This window comes from Chryseolinea serpens (assembly GCF_900129725.1).
GTDB classification, from domain to species: domain Bacteria; phylum Bacteroidota; class Bacteroidia; order Cytophagales; family Cyclobacteriaceae; genus Chryseolinea; species Chryseolinea serpens.
The window spans coordinates 804,983-821,338 of the sequence record NZ_FQWQ01000001.1 but is presented as its reverse complement, the minus strand read 5'-3'; the positions used below and the strand labels follow the sequence as shown (position 1 = coordinate 821,338).

Below are 16,356 nucleotides of genomic sequence, written 5' to 3'. Positions count from 1 at the left end.
CGCGTGTTAGATCAGATTAGTTGTTTCGTTGCTGGAGGCGTTGTTGTTGCTGATCGCGCAGGTTTTGTCGTCTTTCCTGTTGCATTTGCCGTCGCTGGATCTGGTCGAGGATCATTTGCCGGAACCTTCGCTCGGCGTCGGGCAAGGTGCGCAGCTTTTGGGCCGAGATCACTTTGAGCAAGCGGCCGGAGTAATCTTTTTCCAGGTCCAGCTCCTGTTGTTTTATTTTGAACTGGGCATCCAGGGCGGCCTGGCTGTTTTGTTCCTGGTTTTGGTCAGGAGAAGGGTTCTGTTTGGCCTGCTTCAATTGCTGGCGCAGCGCTTTGCGGCGTTCGGCAAACTCGCGGTAGATGGGCCAGAACTTCTCGGCTTCCTGTGGCGTGAGCTGGAGTTGGTCGGTAATGTAGGCCACCCGTGCGGCTTGTATTTTATCGCGGGCCTTGGTGTCGGTTACGGGGGGGATATCCTCGTCCTGTGCCCAGGCGGGCAGCAGGATAATGGTCAATAAGATTCCTAGAATCGCCTTCATCTCGTATAACTTTAATCAATATCGTCTAAAATGGTGTCGAGGTCGTCGGCGCTGATGTTCAGGCCGTAGACGTCGTTTTCAATTTCGCTGGCGTCCGTGCCATCGAGGTGCACCTGCTCCAGCAACTCGTCGGTGGTCAGGTCTGTATCGTTCAGGTACGCCACCAGTTCTTCGGTTTGAACGGAGGCCAGCAGGCCTTCAGGGGAACGGTCGGTGGCAGGGCGGTTGAACCAAAAAATGGCCACGGCCAGGAGGATCACGGCGGGCAGGGCGTAGCGCAGCCCATAGACCCAGGCCGGGCGGCTGAACGCGCCGGGGTTGCTCACCCGCGACTGGATCATGCCGGGCAGCTTCTCGAAGTATCCCTCAGGGACGTCGAAAACCTCTTTTTTCGGAATATCTTCAAGCTTTTTCATGATCGGGGGTTTGACATCTTAATCTCTTAAAAGTTTAATCATTCTGATAAATAATCTTCAATTTTCTTCACCGCGTGGTGATAGCTCGCCTTGAGCGCGCCCACCGTGGTGTCGGTGATCTCGCTGATCTGTTCGTAGGACATGTCGTCGAAGTATTTCATGTTGAACACCAGCCGTTGTTTGTCCGGCAGTTTCAAGAGGGCTTTTTGCAATTTCAGCTGGATCTCGTCGCCGGTCAGGGTGGAGTTGCTGTCCAGCTTGGCGGTGAGCTCGCCTTCCACATCGCCAATGGGTAAAAAGAAGCGGCGTTTTTTGCGTTGGAGGAAGGTGAGGCACTCGTTGGTGGCAATGCGATAGATCCAGGTGTAGAGCTGGGCATCTTCGCGAAAGCTGTCGATGTGTTTGTGGATCTTGATGAACACCTCCTGGGTGATGTCATCCGCGTCGTCGTGGTCGATCACCATTTTGCGGACATGCCAATATACCCGTCTCTGGTATTCGCGCACGAGCAAGTTGAACCCATAGTTACGGGTTTCCGAATTTCGCAGTTTGAGTAACAGTTCTTTGTCTTCCAAGGAGGAAAGGCATCAATTGGAGCTTAGACTCAGGCGCGGTTGTAAGGTTTAAAAATAAGGGTTAATTCTTTTCAAACCCGTTTCAGGGATCGAATTTCTTTCGTTCCAGGCTTTTGATCGTTCGAAAGGATCTAAGGCTTGTAGGCTGTCAGCATATCGGCCAGGCACTCGAACGTTTCCTTGGCATGGGTGGGGAAGTTGGCAAACCGGAGTTGCGTTTTCTTCGCGGCTCCATAGCCGTCGCCGGGCTGCATGCCTTTTTCCAGGAGCATCCGCGTGATGCGCTCGGTGTGCTCGCCGGTGTCGGCCACGATCACCGTTTTCGATTGAAACGCTTTATCCTTCACCAAAGGGCCGATCGCCGTATGCTCAGACAGGGCCTGATACAACACGACCGCTTTGTATTCCGTCTCCTTGCGGATGGCGTGGATACCCCGGCGGTTCATGTCTTCCACCACTTTGCCCAGCAGGTATATGCCCAGCACGTTCGGTGTCTCGGGCGTTTGATATTTCAGGTAGTGCGTATGCAGGCTTGGGATGGTGTGATAAGAACCGATGGACACGCCTTTGGAGAGCAACTGCTCAGCCTTGGCCACACACGCGTCGTTGACCACCCAAACGCCAAGTCCGGCGGGAAGACCGAATCCTTTCTGAACGGAAAAGAAAACAGAATCCAGCAACGAAAAATCGAACTCCGGAAAAGGCAGTGACGACACAGCATCCACGGCGAGCAACGCGTGGGGATGGTTGGCTCTCACGGTGCGGATAAAATCCACGGGCAGCATCACACCGGTGCTGGTCTCGTTGTGTGTGAGCGCGATCAACTCGGTGCCCTCGGGCGCCTTGAAATGGGCATCGAAGCCCTGTCCCTGTGCGGCCTCGAGTTTGCCGGGCTTCCGGTTCAGCTGCTGCGACACTTCGAAAAAGCGTTTCGAGAACGCACCATTCACCAGGTGGAAAGATTTTTCTTCCACCAGGTTTTGGATGATCCGTTCCCAGATCTCGGTGGCCGAACCCGTGAAATACAAATGATAGCCCGACGGTATTCCCAACAAAGCCCGTAAGCCTTCCACTGTGGATTGATAAATGCTCTCAAACTTTTTTGTGCGGTGCGACAGCGACGGAATGCCTTCGCGGAAAGCGGTGCGCACGTGATCTTCTACCGTGAAGTAGAGTTGGGATGGGCCAGGGGTGAAATTTATAGTCGGGTTCATCATGCGGCAACAAAACTAAAAAAGATATTGATACGGTCTGCATCGGCAGGGCGCAATCGATGACCCCGCAGACCGGAAAAGCATACACAAAAATTCTTCCGGATCAAGGTTGGCGCAAAAGCATGTTTTTTCTAAGTTGCACCCAATCCCACTCGGGTTTGGGACACGTTTGCTGAACCTAACATTATAAACAATACCGAGTGAAGCTTTCGTCCAAAATCAGGCTTCATCCGCCAATTGGCGGACCTCGCCCAAAAAGCAGGTTAACAGAAGAAGGTTGCGGATGCCGGCAGCTCAAAACTTGTCTTTAGGGGGTTCAGAAACACCTCCCCAAACCCAGTGGGCTTTTTATTTCCCTCCTAAAAGCCAAAACGCCCAACGAAAGCCTGACGACTTTCCATTGAGCGTTTTCTGTATTTATCTTCCCTGAGCTTTAGCTAAGCCGATGCGGTTAATTGATGCGTTAATTGATGCGTTAATTAATACAGCACCCGGAACTTAATCGTGTGATCAATTTCTCTCAACTCCTTGATCACATCCTTATCGTACTGCTTATTGATATCCGTGATCACATACCCGATCGTCTCATTCGTCTTCAAATATTGTCCCACGATGTTGATGCCATGGTTGGCCAAAATGTGGTTGATCTTCGCCAGGATCCCAGGCACGTTCTCATGAATGTGAATCAACCGGTGTGCATTCTCCAACAAAGGCAACGTCAGGTTCGGGAAGGTCACGCTGTTTGACGTGCTGCCGGTGTTGATATAGTCCATGATCTTACCGGGCACGAAATTGCCGATGTTCTCCTGCGCTTCCGAGGTGCTGCCACCAATGTGTGGCGTCAGGATGGTGTTGGGGAGTCCGCGCAGTTCCGATTGAAACTCTTCATCGTTGCTCACGGGCTCATAGGGAAAAACATCGATCGCGCAGCCGGCCACTTTGCCGCTCAACACGTTCTCGCGCAACGCCTGGATGTCGACGATGTGTCCGCGGCTGAGGTTGATAAAGATGACCCCCTTCTTCATGAGGGCAAATTCCTTTGCACCGATCAGGTTGAGGTTGGACTCGCGGCCGTCGACGTGTAACGACAGGACATCCGCCTGCTCCAATACTTCCTTCATCGACTTACACTTGATGGCGTTGCCCAGCGACAGTCTCTCTTCTGTGTCATAATATAGCACCTTCATTCCCAGCGATTCGGCAATGACCGAAAGCTGCGTGCCGATATTGCCATAGCCGATAAGACCTAATTTTTTGCCACGCACTTCAAAGCTTCCCTTTGCCGATTTGTCCCACGCGCCTTTATGCATTTTCGTGGATTTGTCCACGATGTTGCGCATGAGCATGATCATCTCGGCTACGGCCAGTTCCACTACGGAGCGGGTGTTGCTGAACGGTGCGTTGAAAACGGCGATGCCTTTTTTGGTCGCGGTCTTCAGATCGATCTGGTTGGTGCCGATACAGAAGGCGCCGATCACCATCAGGCGGTTGGCGTGTTCCAGTACGCGTGCCGTTACCTGGGTCTTCGAGCGGATGCCCAATACGGAAACGTTCTTGATCTTTTCGATCAATTCGTCTTCCGTCAGCGCGGCATGGTAGGTCTCTACGTTGAAGCCTTCCGACTTCAGCAGTTCGATCGCTACCGGGTGTACATTCTCCAACAAGAGCACGTTGATACGGTTCTTGGGATAAGAAATGGCCGTGTTGAGCTTGTTGAGGTACAAGAACTCATCGAGGCTGGGGGTGATGTGGTCTGCCTGTTTCAATACGTTTTCCCTTTCTACGTTTTCCGTGAAGGCGTAAAACTTATTGGCCAGCCCGGAGTGTTTAATTTCGTAATCTGTGTATCCGTCACCAATAACGTATACATCGCCGGGCAGGTTCAATCTTTTTAATTGTTCCACTTTGCCGTTGTTGGCCGACAACGGGTTGTCTGTATCAAAGCCGATCACACGGCCTTCGCTGTCGAAGCGGAATTCGTTGGCCAGGATGTTCTCCGGCTTGATGCCAAATTCGGTCACGATGGGTTCGATGAACTCACGGAAACCGTTTGAAATGATATAAATGTTGTCGGCGTAATTCAGAAAAAATTCGCGGTTACGCTTGAACGATTCGGAGACTTTGTCTTTCAGCAGGGCGATGAGAGGACCGAGGTGGTGCTGGGAAGGGGCCAGCAGGTTCAGGCGTTTCTCCAGCGATTCGCGGAAGGAGATGGAGCCGTTCATGCCTTGGTTGGTGATGGAAACGATCTGGTCCTTGCGATGGTCGCGGTCGGGGTGGTCTTTCAGTGAAATGTCGGCCAGTACATCGAAGGCTTCTACTTTGGTAAAGGTGCTGTCGAAATCGATTACAAAGTACTTGTTCAGTTTCATGGGTTGGTTGTAAACCGCAAATGTAATTTGGATTTATGACTTACGATTTACCCGGCGCAATTATTTGTTGCCTAACGAATGCTAGTGGAAATCCTTGCTTTTCAGATACTTTGAGGGTGTTTTTCGCTAATTCAGGAAAAGTATCGCATGCCGTCTGGACGGGCTAGCACAGACATCCAAACCCTGCGTCAAAACACCACGCCAGTTCTGTGGTATGCGCGACTTCTCAAGGTGTTCAGGACTAAAGCCCTTGTTGATTTATATGCCGTCCCCCAGGGCATTAGGCAGGGGTTATCGGGCTTTAGCGGTGTCTTCTCCTGCACGTTCCATCAACCACCATCGTAGCTTCTGCATGTCAAGCAGGCTGTCAGCTTGGTCATTCCTGGCGAAACGAGGTCATCAGTTCCTTGTCCTAAGGCTGGGGTTATTCAGATTGCCATTTGCTTGGCTTCAAGGGAAATTAAGAGCAAGTAAAGTGACGGAGAAGTCATGTCAGGAATTTGACGGAGTTCGTCATCGCAGGCTTTCTCGTTGAAAACGAAAGACAAAGCTGATAGACTTTTTTAAAACGCGCTTCTTAAAACAACATAGTTGTCACAAAGCAAGATGCATCACCACGGCTGAGGTAGGGCACACGTGTGAAAATTCGGAGGAGGCATTTAATTCTTTGGGGACTTCTTCGCGCGGGATGACATTAAATCCCTTTCGTTGAAAAAAGCCGTGCGCATTTTCCGTCAACAAGAAAATGCCTTTCAGCTTTCTCTTGCGTGCCTGCTCGATGAGGTGTTCGGTGATGGTGGTACCCAACGCTTTGCCGCGAATGCCAAGCTTCACGGAAAGGGAACGCAGCAGTGCATAATCGCCATACACTTCCAGACCACCGGTGCCTACCATGGAATCGTCTTCCATGTAGCCCACCAGCATGTCGCGCTTGAAATCCAGGTCGTCGGCAGGCAGGCTGGAGGAGCGCAGCAGGTTGCGGAAAACATCAAAGCTTTCGGCATTGTCGATGATTTTCAGGTTCGGTTCCATACGCTAAAGGTAAAAGATTTCTCCACGGATTTTCCCCGGACATCGAAATTCTTGACTGAATTTTTTTGAGACGTCGTGACCCACGAAAATAAAAAATGGCCTGCATAACCTCTTCAATTTTGATGACGGTTGTGCAGGCCAAAAGGTTTTATCGCATCATCAAAATGCGCGTGGCGGCTTCCACTTCTTTTGTATAGCGTTCGATGGCTTTCGCCGTAGCTTCGATCTGTTCCTGGGCTTCCGTCCAGGCGCGTTGTTCGATGCCTTCGCGAATACCGGGCAACGTCTTCACGCCATAGCCGGTGTAAAACCCGGGGGCGTAGATCGTATGACGATACCATCCTCTTCTGGGCAATCCCGCATCGGCCATCAGTTTCTGTTCGGCGCGATACAAGGTTTCATTCAGCGTGGTGAGATTGGTGTTCGGCACCGTATTGCCTGCGCGCAAGTCGGCATACAATGTGGAGGCTTTTTCCAGCGCTGTCAACGCATTTTGAAGGCTTGAGAAATTTAAGAAAGGCACAGCATCTTTCGGCGTAGGGGGGACGTACTTGATGAGCGGATCGGCTGCCTGCACAAACACGTTGTCCTTGATCATCTGGTTCTCTACTTCAGTGGATTCGCGCAGGTTGTCCAACAGCGTCATCACTTCGGTGAGATAGCCATTCACGGTTTTCGAAAAGGCTTTGAAATCAAACGGCAGCACTTCGGCGTTGGCCAGGCGCAGGGTTGCGCGGCCGGCGGTTTTGGCGAGCGCGATGCCATAGGCAAACTTGGGGTCCTTGAAGCGGACATACATGTCGTAGGAGTCGTAGATCGAGTGATATTCACCACCATCGTCTTCGCCGCCATAGCCGAGGTTTAGCGATGGTATGCCCAAATGTTGAAAGAAGGGGCTGTAGTCAGATCCCGAGCCCAGCGCGCTTAGCGTCAGCACTTTTTTATCGAGGATGTCTTTTCTGGCTTTTGCGCCCAAGGCCATCGTGGCCCGGTAGGCGCGCGCCCTGTCACGGACGGGGATGCCGGTTTGCGGGTCGGTTACGTCGCGCGACACTTCATCCATCAGCGTCTCCAGCGTATGCGATCCACCCGCATCCAGGAATCCTCTTCCATTTCCGTCGGAGTTGATGTAGGCAACCACTTTTTGTTGCAGTTCCGTGGCGTGATGCTCCACCCATTCCGTTGATCCGATCAGCGAAGGTTCTTCACCGTCCCAGGCGCAGTACACGAGTGTGCGTTTCGGTCGGAAGCCGGTCTTCACCAACTCGCTCACCGCGCGGGCCTCTTCCATCAGGGCCACCATGCCGCTGATGGGATCGTTGGCACCATTTACCCACGCGTCGTGGTGATTGCCTCTGACCACCCATTCATCGGGAAGTTCGGTGCCCTTCAGTTTGGCAATCACGTTGTGGCAGTCTACAAGTTTCCAGTCGAATTCGAGTTTCAGGTGCACTTTTGCCGCTCCGGGTCCGACGTGATAGGTGAACGGCAATGCGCCGCGCCATTTCTCCGGTGCCACGGGTCCACCAAGTGCGGCTAACAAAGGTTGGGCGTCGGCATAAGAGATGGGCTGAACGGGGATCTTCAGAAGATTGGCAGCGTCTTTGCGATCGAGGCGCTTGGCGTCTTCCGTAGCGCCAATGCCGGGTGTCAGCGGATCGCCGGGGTAGATGGGCATATCCGAGACGGACCCGCGCTGCACACCGTGCTGTGGCCGATAGGGGCCTTTGGGGTAGACATCGCCCTGGTGATAGCCATCGCCTTCCGGGTCGGAATAGATCAGGCAACCGATGGCGCCGTGTTCCTGCGCCACCTTCGGCTTAATGCCCCTCCAAGACCCGCCATATTTGGCGATCACGATCTTGCCCTTCACGTCGATGCCCATACGTTCCAATTGGTCATAGTCGTCGGGGACGCCGTAGTTCACAAAGACCAGTTCGGCCGTCACGTCGCCGTCGGCGGACCAGGCGTTATAGGTGGGAAGCTGTTCTTTTGTTTGGCCGCTGGTGGCGTCCTCTTTCAGCGCGGGTTCGGCCAGGCGGGCGGTGAACTTGGTTGGACCAACCAATTCCAACTGCCGCACTTTGGGGGTGGGGAAGAGCACTTTGTAGGTTTCGATCTGTGCGTCGTAGCCCCAGCTTTTGAAGAGGTCGCGCATGAATTCGGCGTTTTGTTTTCCATAGGCCGATCCCAGGTGGTGCGGCCGGCCGGCGAGTCGTTTCATCCACACATCGAGGTTCGCGGGCTGCAGGTAGCTATCGAATTTCTTTTCGAGTTCCAGCTGCTGGTCGCCGGAAGTTTTCGTATAGCCCGATAGTGTTTTTTGTTGCGCGAAAGCGGCTGTGATGGAGAGCGTGAAAAATAGCAGTAGGATTTTTCTCATAGGTTAATGTTTTCAGACGAGAAATATACTGAAAGCGGTTTTGTGAACCCAGGGTTTTATACAAATGGTCGGGATAATCGCCCATAGCAAAACATTTTTCAAAAAGAATGCTCTCTAAAGCGGACTGCTGACATAGGATTGTCACCCGGCGGCATAGTTTTGATAGCAAGTTCTTTTGAACCAAAAAAACGATGAAATCGAATGCAAAACCCGGAGCACAGGCGAGTCACACAGGACTTGCTGCGGCGCTCCTCATCATTTTCAATCTATCATTCACGCCAACCCAGGCACAAAACTCCCATGCGATGACCGAATCAAAAACACTTTATGGTTTCTCCGGAAGCTTCAAGACCAAACCCGGCAAAGGACCTGAACTGATCGCCATTCTCCTCCAGGCTGCCGAAGATGTTCAGACCGCAAAGGGCTGTCACCTGTATATCATTTCACAAGACGAAAAAGACCCCGACACCGTCCACGTGTTCGAGACGTGGGACAGCCGTGAGGATCACGACAATTCCTTAAAGTTGGAAGACAGCAAAGATCTCATTGCACAAGCCATGCCGTTGCTGGACGGCAAACCACAAGGCATGAGCCTCAAAGTTTTTGGCGGCGCCGGATTGAAGTGAGTTTTCGTTGGGAAAGATTAATAATTTCTTATAACTTGAACAGCTGATTTTACCATGGTTATTGCCACCTTTATAAAATATCTTATCGTTGTGTTGGGTTGGGCGGCAACTTTCTGGTACCTGTTGCAGGGCTTGCAAAACAAAGGTCATAGATCTTATCTCAAGGCGATTCTCATTTTCATGGGAACAGGTGCAGCGTTGGTGATCTACTCCATCGTAGAATTCTATATCCTCCTTCACTCCTAAAGGTGAGGCTTGATAGACTGTCTTGATGGAGAAATAATCATTAAAGACATGCGTCCCGGCGGGTAAGGAGCCACAGCGGGGATGTTTCGATTGGCTGAATTTCGGTTCATCGGGAATGAAGCCATGATTTTATCCGGACCTATGGACCTCGCATATTCTCAAGGAACGCACACAAATATTATGAAAAGTGAGCGATAAGAGATTCCTTGCGGGGCCTTTGTAAAGTACCTCTTATGACCCTCGATCTTGTCTCCCGGCGTGTGCTGTTGTGCCTGTGTCTGTGCACAGGTATGCTGCCAGTGCTGGCGCAGAACACGATTCTGTCCAGCGGCAACTGGGATGACCCCATGATCTGGTCGGGCGCCAATATCGCCGATGTCGTGAGCGAAGACGTTGTATTTAGTGTTTCATCGGGCATCACCGCGATTGTGCCGATGGCCACCGCTTACACCGTAGGCAATGTGGACTTGCAATCGAACACCATTGAAATTCAAGGTACGCTTGATATCGGCCAAATGGGAAACCCAAAGAGTGTCACGGCCGCCGACAACGCCTCTTTGAAAATGACATCTTCCGTCCTCAGTGCGTTGACGATCTGGGGAAATGTAAATGCGGCTGCGTCATTTTCACTTTGGTCGGTTTCGCAGATCATTGTAAAAGGAGATGTCAATATGGGCGACAACGGCACCATCCTCATCACCGGGGGAAAAAGCATTATAATTGAGGGTAATCTCGTTGCCGGCACCGGTGCCTTTGCCAATATTGCCGACGGTTCGACACTGGAAGTTCTTGGAGATATTACGGTTGGAACGGGGTCATCCAGACGCTCCAGCACCGCGGTCATCAAAGCGAAGTCATGCTCCGGCCCCCCGGAATTTTGTGGTGGTGTGATCCTGCCCATTCGTCTTCTCGAGTTCAATGCCGATGTGGCGGGCGATGAAGTGCTGGTGAGATGGTCCACAGCAACCGAGATCAACGTCGACTACATCGAGGTTCAACGCTCTGAGGATGGTCATACCTTCGCCAACATCGGCAAGGTCAAGGCGTTTGGTAACAGCAACACCATCAAAAACTATTCCCTGACCGACGATGCGCCGGTGATCGGAAACTTATACTACCGGCTGCATTCCGTTGACTTCGATGGCAAGGAAGAATTTTCACGCGTCGTCGCCGTGCGTTACTTGTCCTCCAATGCTGTGCAAATATTTCCCAACCCCACGGACCATCAGTTGAACATCCAACTCAACTTTATTCCCGCCGAACAAACCACGCACGTGCTCACCGATCTCTACGGCAGAACCATCGCGCAATTCACCACGCGACTGCAACGCGAAACCCTACAGGTGCCCGACATCAAACCCGGCGTATACTTCCTGAAAACCAAAAGCGGAAAAGACATATTCTTAAACCGCGTCGTTTTCACGGAGAGACCGTGATTTTTTTGAATCAATTCAGTATCGAAGGTTTCGTTGAAATCATATATGGAGAATACTCCCGCTGATTATTACTGCATTTTTTTGTTCGCACCAAAATCCGTTGTATGTAAGAAGCCGCACCAGGACGCATTCTTTTTCTTGTGAGCCTGAAAATCACATCCCATAAACAAATTTAGACGGTATTGCCTAGCGATCTTCATCGCTAGCGCATTGGTGCCGTATGTTTTTCTTACATGAAAAAAGTACTGCAAATACGTTGCAGTGGGGTGGAATTTCTTTGCGGGGAAACTTAAATAAACTCATTATGATTCTCCGTTTCACTTTCACACGACTCCTCTTGTGCATCGGTTTCTATGCCTGCGTTTCTTCCGCTTCGGGGCAGGTACAAACCAAGATTTTGTCCACAGGCTGGTGGCATATCCCAGGCACTTGGCAAGGCGGCAATGTTGCTGACCTCATCACAGAGGATGTGACCTTCAACGCGGCTTCAGGGATCACGGCTACCACGTCTCTATTCTTTCCCTACACTATTGGGAATGTTGACTTGCAGTCGAATACCATTATTGCGCAAGACGTCTTGAACATTGGGCAAGCGGGCACGCCAAAAAATGTCACGGCTGTGGGCGGCAGCTTGAACTCCTCCCTGGGGGTCATCACGGTTTGGGGAGATGTTAACGCTACCGGCGGCTTTACCTTTGTGTCGAACAAGAAAATCGTCATAAAAGGAAATGTTAATTTGGGCGACAACGCCCGTTTCAATATCGGCAACAATGCCACCATTGTGATCGAAGGAAACCTGACCGCCGGCCAGAACACGATCGCCAATTTCGCCGCCACCGCCACGATGATCGTTACCGGCGACATCGTGGTGAGCACCGGTTCATCCAGCAATGCGCCGGCGGGTGCCATGAAATCGCGAACATGCACCGGACCAGTCGCGTTTTGCGGCAATGTGGTATTGCCGGTACAGTTGTTTCAATTCAAAGCCGCTGTTGCCGGCGATGCCGTGCTGGTGAAATGGACCACGGCCACGGAGATCAACGTCGACTATTTCACCGTCCAACGCTCGGTTGACGGGCGGATGTTCACCGACATTGGCGCGGTCAAAGCCTTTGGCAACAGCACCGTCCTGAGAAACTATTCACTGACCGACCCAAACCCATTGATTGGAAATGTCTATTACCGGTTGCATGCTGTGGACTTTGATGAACAGGAAGACTTTTCGAATGTTGTTGCCGTCCGCTACCTGTCTTCGAAGGCGATCGACGTATATCCCAATCCATCAGCAGGCGACGTGACCATACGTCTCAATTTTAATCCCGGCGAAGAAACTACGCACACCCTCGTGGATTCCTTTGGTAGAACGATAGCACACCTCACGATGCACACGTCACTGGGAACGTTCGACATACGGAACGTCAAACCGGGTGTATATTTTCTGAAGACCAAGACCGGTGATGAGGTTTTGTTAAACCGGATCGTCTTCACGGAACGCAGGTAATGAATCTCAAGGGCAAGCAGCGAGATGTGTAGCCTATTAGAACGGAAAGCCAATCCCCACGTTATAGATAACGGGCTCCCGATATCCATAGAAAGTACCATCGGCGGCCTCTTTCGCATAGGGTTTCCAGAAGCGGATTTTGTCTAATACAAAACGATCACCCTGGTCGCGGGCGGGATCGTACACTTTCATTCCGACGTCGAAACGGAGAATGAGGAACGTAAAGTCAAAACGCAAACCGAAACCAGTGCCCACGCCGATTTCCTTGTAAAACCGGTCGATGCTGAACTGCGAGCTGCGATCCTGGGTAATATTTCCCTCGGCGTCCACCACGTTCGAAGGCCGGAAGTTCCAGACGTTGCCGGCGTCGATAAAGACCGCACCATTCACAAACCCGAATAATTTTTGACGCAGCTCGATGCTGGCCTCCATCAGAATTTCCGAGGGCTTTTCAATGCTGTAGTCATAAAGTCCATCGCCCTTCGGATTGGTGCTCTCGGGAGGTTTGGCCGAACCGGGACCGAGTCTTCGCGGGCGCCAGGCCCGGAGACTGTTGCTACCTCCGGCGAAGAAGAATTTTTCATAGGGCAAACTCTCGTTATCGGAATAGGAGTAGGCAAACCCCGAATTGAGGCGATAAGCAAGAATGGTGTTTTTGTTCAGCGGGTCAGTCTTGCGAACATCGATGCTGAGCCGGATGTATTTAAAATATTCCAGCTTGAGATCGCTGATGAATTTCGGGTCGATAAAGTTCCAGATGGTACCCCCGCTTTCCAATTGTGTGCGGATGTACCACGAATCTCGCTCCTTGTTGCCGTAGTTGTTCAGGTTCCAGGTGATGCCGAAGATAATACTGTTCACAAACGACGGACGGAAAGAGTTGGTCAGCGCATTGTTTCCCAAAAGGTGCTGCTTCTGCAGGAGTTCCCGGAAACTGGGCGACAGGTTGGCGGTGTCGATCACACCAAGGTTGAGGGGGATCAGCGAATAGAGCCGCTTCCGATTCGCGCTTTGCCACGTATAGGTACCGTTGACAGAGATCACGGTGCGCCGGTATTCCGGGCGGTCCGTATAAGCATATCCTGCCGTGAATTTGGTCTTCGGGTTGTACTGGGCAAACTTATAGCGCTGGCGTTCCTTGAAAGGCCAGATAAATTGGGGAAAGGTGAGCGAGGCGTTGAGACCGGCCTCTGTGCTTTTATAAACGTTCTCGCTACTGGTCGCCGAAGCCACCCCTTCAAAACCGAAACGCCCGTTCAGGTCGAAAGTTTCCATGCCGTGGAAAACGTTGCGCTTTTTAAAGGAGATGTTATAAAACGGGCCGGGGAAACCTTGAGTCACGCTCATACCGGCTTCGTTGGTCCATTCGTAGCGCGACATTGGGCTGGCAAAGATGTTGGCAATAAACCTTCCGCCCGCGGTGTCATAGTTGATGTTCACAAACTTGAACGCTTCCACGTTGGCCAGCTGTTGCTGGGTTCGAAGCGTTTTGGTACGGCTGTAGTCTTCGCCGGGCTGCAGGAACACCCGCTGGCTGAGGATCTTCAGATTGTATTGGTTCTTGAAATACTTGTACTGAATGTCGCGATAGGAGCGGGTCTGTCGTTGCTGGTTTGGGATGCTCGTTCCAACATCGGTGGTGAAGGTCACCTCGTCGATGGTGAATTTCTTGTGATAGCCGCGCTTGGCGGGATCTTTAATGGAGATGACCACGGCGATCTTCCGCTCCGGTGTGTGGAACGTGGTGTCGATCTCGAAGTCGATGTATTGGCGGTTGAAGTCGTAGTAGCCGTAGTCCTTCATGAGCAGGTCCAGGCGTTCGCGTTCCTTAGTGAAGTTGTCCTGGTCGTAGCGCGTGTTCTTGACGATAAAACTGGCGCGGGCATTGTCGTTCACAATGTGCAGCAGGGCGGTGTCGGCCACGTCATAGAAGATAGAATCAACAAAGTAAGGTTGCCCGGGATCGACTTTGTAGTTCACCGTCACGAGTTTGCCGGTGTTGCCCACATGCTCGGTGACCTTGTTCTTAAAATAGCCCTTGCCAAAAAGATATTCCTGGAAGCGCTCGCGGGTCATGGCCGCCTTGGCACTGTCGAACACGGAGATGGGCTCGCCCCATTGCATCCAGACGTTGCCGTTCTCGATGAAGCCGTTGAGCTTGTCGACCTTCTTTAGTTTTTTGAACTGATAGTTGTTGATCTTGCGCTGCGACGTGGTGGAGGCGATCTTGTCGTCGTACTTCTTTTCAACCGCTTCTTTCTTGCGGATGTACTTCTCCTGGTTATAGCGGCGTTCGCCGAAATAGTAGATGCTCACCAGGGGCGTGACCGGGGTCCCGAGGATCTTACGGTTGGGCCGTTGGATATATAAATTCCGGAGGTTTTCCTGGTTGATGGTGCCCGGCGCCTGGATCGTTTGGCGGAACAGCAGTTTTTCGTTTTCTTTCAGGTGCTTTATGCCCAAGCATCCTGAAAGGGACGCGGAAAGCCAGAGCATCAAGACTATATATTTGAACTTCGATGTCGTCAAGGGGTGGAAAATGCTATCAAAAGCTAAAATCAAGTTTGTTAAATCTTTGCAAATAAAGAAATACCGCAAACAGGAACAATGTTTTCTGGTGGAAGGAGCAAAGAGTGTGCGCGAATTGTTGGCCTCCGATTTCGAGGTGACACTGCTGTTGGGCACGGAAGAATTTCTTTCCGGCCACCGGCCCACCGCCCGCATGGAGGTGATCGAGGTGAAGCCCTCGGAGCTGGAAGGCTTGGGCGAATTTCAAACGAATGATGCCGCCCTGGCCGTGGCCCGGCAAAAGCCCAACCAGCCCTTCTCCCTGGCTGCCAACGAATTTGCCCTGGTCCTGGACGATCTGCGCGACCCCGGCAACCTGGGCACCATCATCCGCACCGCCGATTGGTATGGCATCGCCAAGATCATCGCTTCCGAAGAAACCGCCGATGTTTATGGTCCCAAAGTGATCAGCGCCACCATGGGTTCCTTCACCCGCGTCTCGGTCTTCTACACCGATCTGGCTGCCTATTTGAACAACACGTCACACCGCGTCTTTGGTACCTTCCTGGATGGCAAGGATGTGCACACGGTCGACTTCGGAGTGGGGGGGCTCATCGTGATTGGCAACGAATCAAAAGGTATTGCCCCACCGTTGGAGCCTTTCATCACAGACAAGATCACCATTCCCCGCTATGGACTGGCGGAGTCACTAAATGCAGGGATTGCCACGGCCATAGTGTGCGACAACCTTCGCAGACCTCGCGCACTTCACTAAACCCGTGAACATTCAGGCCGGGACTTTCTTTCAGAAGACATTTTTTGTTAACACTTTCATCACATCGTTCTTATAGTTCCGACCGATGGGAATGGTGTGTTTGCCGATCTCCACGCCAACCGCCGAATAGGCGTCGATCTTATCGATGTTGATAATGAACGAGCGGTGGATGCGAAGGAACTGGTTACGGGGCAAACTTTCCTCGAGGTAGCCGATCTTTTGCTGGGTGATGATCTCCTTGTCGGCCGTTTTCACTTTGACGTAATCCTTGATGCTTTCAATATAGAGTACATCGGCCATCCGCGTCTTGATCATTTTCTTATCCACTTTGAAATAGACATGATCGTCGGTGAGGGTGTCTGTTTTGGGTATGACCGGGAGCGCGGTGGGTTGGTGCATGAATTTTGCCACGGCTTTCAGAAACCGGTCGAAGGGGATAGGCTTCAGCAGGTAATCCACCACTTCCAACTCAAACCCTTCGATGGCGTAGTCGCGATAGGCCGTGGTGAAGATCACCCGGGGTGGGTCTTTCAGGGTTCGCAGGAACTCGATCCCCGAAAGTTTCGGCATCTGGATGTCCAGGAAGATGAGGTCCACCGTGTTTTGTTGCAGGAACGCAAAGGCGGCAATGGCGTTTCGAAATGTGCCGGCCAGCTCCAATTGTTCCACTTTGGCCACATACGATTCGATGATCTCTATGGCCAGGGGCTCGTCGTCTACTATAATGCATTTCACGGGCATAG

The 16,356-nt window shown here is 51.9% G+C and carries 14 protein-coding genes; 5 read left to right on the top strand and 9 right to left on the bottom strand.

Going from position 1 to position 16,356, the window contains the following annotated elements:
• Positions 1–16: 16 nt before the first annotated feature.
• The 7 genes from BUB30_RS03190 to BUB30_RS03160 form a co-directional block, all read right to left on the bottom strand.
• Complete coding sequence (locus BUB30_RS03190; RefSeq protein WP_073130997.1) at positions 17–529, bottom strand: hypothetical protein; 513 nt, start codon at positions 527–529, stop codon at positions 17–19.
• Positions 530–540: 11 nt separating this feature from the next.
• Entirely contained in the window at positions 541–945 is a 405-nt protein-coding gene (locus BUB30_RS03185) for a hypothetical protein (RefSeq protein WP_073130995.1), read from the bottom strand.
• Positions 946–983: 38 nt separating this feature from the next.
• Entirely contained in the window at positions 984–1,520 is a 537-nt protein-coding gene (locus tag BUB30_RS03180) for an RNA polymerase sigma factor (protein WP_073130993.1), read from the bottom strand.
• Positions 1,521–1,651: 131 nt separating this feature from the next.
• Complete coding sequence (locus tag BUB30_RS03175; protein ID WP_245804027.1) at positions 1,652–2,737, bottom strand: aminotransferase class V-fold PLP-dependent enzyme; 1,086 nt, start codon at positions 2,735–2,737, stop codon at positions 1,652–1,654.
• Positions 2,738–3,213: 476 nt separating this feature from the next.
• Complete coding sequence (serA, locus tag BUB30_RS03170) at positions 3,214–5,106, bottom strand: phosphoglycerate dehydrogenase (protein ID WP_073130991.1); 1,893 nt, start codon at positions 5,104–5,106, stop codon at positions 3,214–3,216.
• 594 nt (positions 5,107–5,700) lie between these two features.
• Complete coding sequence (gene arsN2, locus BUB30_RS03165) at positions 5,701–6,138, bottom strand: arsenic resistance N-acetyltransferase ArsN2 (protein ID WP_073130989.1); 438 nt, start codon at positions 6,136–6,138, stop codon at positions 5,701–5,703.
• Between the two features lie 148 nt (positions 6,139–6,286).
• Positions 6,287–8,521, bottom strand: a complete 2,235-nt coding sequence (locus tag BUB30_RS03160; RefSeq protein ID WP_073130987.1) for a transferrin receptor-like dimerization domain-containing protein — start codon at positions 8,519–8,521, stop codon at positions 6,287–6,289.
• Between the two features lie 191 nt (positions 8,522–8,712).
• Here BUB30_RS03160 and BUB30_RS03155 point away from each other — a divergent pair, with 191 nt between their 5' ends.
• The 4 genes from BUB30_RS03155 (at position 8,713) to BUB30_RS03135 (ending at position 12,330) form a co-directional block, all read left to right on the top strand.
• Entirely contained in the window at positions 8,713–9,147 is a 435-nt protein-coding gene (locus BUB30_RS03155) for a putative quinol monooxygenase (RefSeq protein WP_245804026.1), read from the top strand.
• 54 nt (positions 9,148–9,201) lie between these two features.
• Positions 9,202–9,393, top strand: a complete 192-nt coding sequence (locus BUB30_RS03150) for a hypothetical protein (RefSeq protein ID WP_073130985.1) — start codon at positions 9,202–9,204, stop codon at positions 9,391–9,393.
• Between the two features lie 233 nt (positions 9,394–9,626).
• Positions 9,627–10,829, top strand: coding sequence for a T9SS type A sorting domain-containing protein (locus BUB30_RS03145; RefSeq protein ID WP_084137871.1), 1,203 nt, complete (start codon positions 9,627–9,629; stop codon positions 10,827–10,829).
• A 304-nt stretch (positions 10,830–11,133) separates the two neighbouring features.
• The gene (locus tag BUB30_RS03135) at positions 11,134–12,330 is read left to right on the top strand and encodes a T9SS type A sorting domain-containing protein (protein WP_073130979.1); all 1,197 of its coding nucleotides are present in this window, start codon (positions 11,134–11,136) and stop codon (positions 12,328–12,330) included.
• A 36-nt stretch (positions 12,331–12,366) separates the two neighbouring features.
• On the opposite strand, the gene tamL is transcribed toward BUB30_RS03135, so the two are convergent.
• Positions 12,367–14,826, bottom strand: coding sequence for a translocation and assembly module lipoprotein TamL (gene tamL, locus BUB30_RS03130; protein ID WP_084137869.1), 2,460 nt, complete (start codon positions 14,824–14,826; stop codon positions 12,367–12,369).
• A 43-nt stretch (positions 14,827–14,869) separates the two neighbouring features.
• On the opposite strand from tamL, the gene BUB30_RS03125 reads away from it, so the two are divergent.
• Complete coding sequence (locus BUB30_RS03125; protein ID WP_073130976.1) at positions 14,870–15,613, top strand: TrmH family RNA methyltransferase; 744 nt, start codon at positions 14,870–14,872, stop codon at positions 15,611–15,613.
• A gap of 30 nt (positions 15,614–15,643) precedes the next feature.
• On the opposite strand, the gene BUB30_RS03120 is transcribed toward BUB30_RS03125, so the two are convergent.
• Positions 15,644–16,354 carry a LytR/AlgR family response regulator transcription factor gene (locus tag BUB30_RS03120; protein ID WP_073130974.1) on the bottom strand — a complete coding sequence of 237 codons (711 nt, stop codon included), beginning with the start codon at positions 16,352–16,354 and terminating at the stop codon, positions 15,644–15,646.
• Positions 16,355–16,356: the final 2 nt, after the last annotated feature.

Coding starts and splice junctions, on each gene's coding strand:
- BUB30_RS03125 (WP_073130976.1), top strand. CDS start 14,870: ATGCTATCAAAAGCTAAAATCAAGTTTGTTAAATCTTTGCAAATAAAG.
- serA (WP_073130991.1), bottom strand. CDS start 5,106: ATGAAACTGAACAAGTACTTTGTAATCGATTTCGACAGCACCTTTACC.
- tamL (WP_084137869.1), bottom strand. CDS start 14,826: ATGCTCTGGCTTTCCGCGTCCCTTTCAGGATGCTTGGGCATAAAGCAC.
- BUB30_RS03185 (WP_073130995.1), bottom strand. CDS start 945: ATGAAAAAGCTTGAAGATATTCCGAAAAAAGAGGTTTTCGACGTCCCT.
- BUB30_RS03160 (WP_073130987.1), bottom strand. CDS start 8,521: ATGAGAAAAATCCTACTGCTATTTTTCACGCTCTCCATCACAGCCGCT.
- BUB30_RS03175 (WP_245804027.1), bottom strand. CDS start 2,737: ATGATGAACCCGACTATAAATTTCACCCCTGGCCCATCCCAACTCTAC.
- arsN2 (WP_073130989.1), bottom strand. CDS start 6,138: ATGGAACCGAACCTGAAAATCATCGACAATGCCGAAAGCTTTGATGTT.
- BUB30_RS03145 (WP_084137871.1), top strand. CDS start 9,627: ATGACCCTCGATCTTGTCTCCCGGCGTGTGCTGTTGTGCCTGTGTCTG.
- BUB30_RS03190 (WP_073130997.1), bottom strand. CDS start 529: ATGAAGGCGATTCTAGGAATCTTATTGACCATTATCCTGCTGCCCGCC.
- BUB30_RS03150 (WP_073130985.1), top strand. CDS start 9,202: ATGGTTATTGCCACCTTTATAAAATATCTTATCGTTGTGTTGGGTTGG.
- BUB30_RS03135 (WP_073130979.1), top strand. CDS start 11,134: ATGATTCTCCGTTTCACTTTCACACGACTCCTCTTGTGCATCGGTTTC.
- BUB30_RS03155 (WP_245804026.1), top strand. CDS start 8,713: ATGAAATCGAATGCAAAACCCGGAGCACAGGCGAGTCACACAGGACTT.
- BUB30_RS03120 (WP_073130974.1), bottom strand. CDS start 16,354: ATGCCCGTGAAATGCATTATAGTAGACGACGAGCCCCTGGCCATAGAG.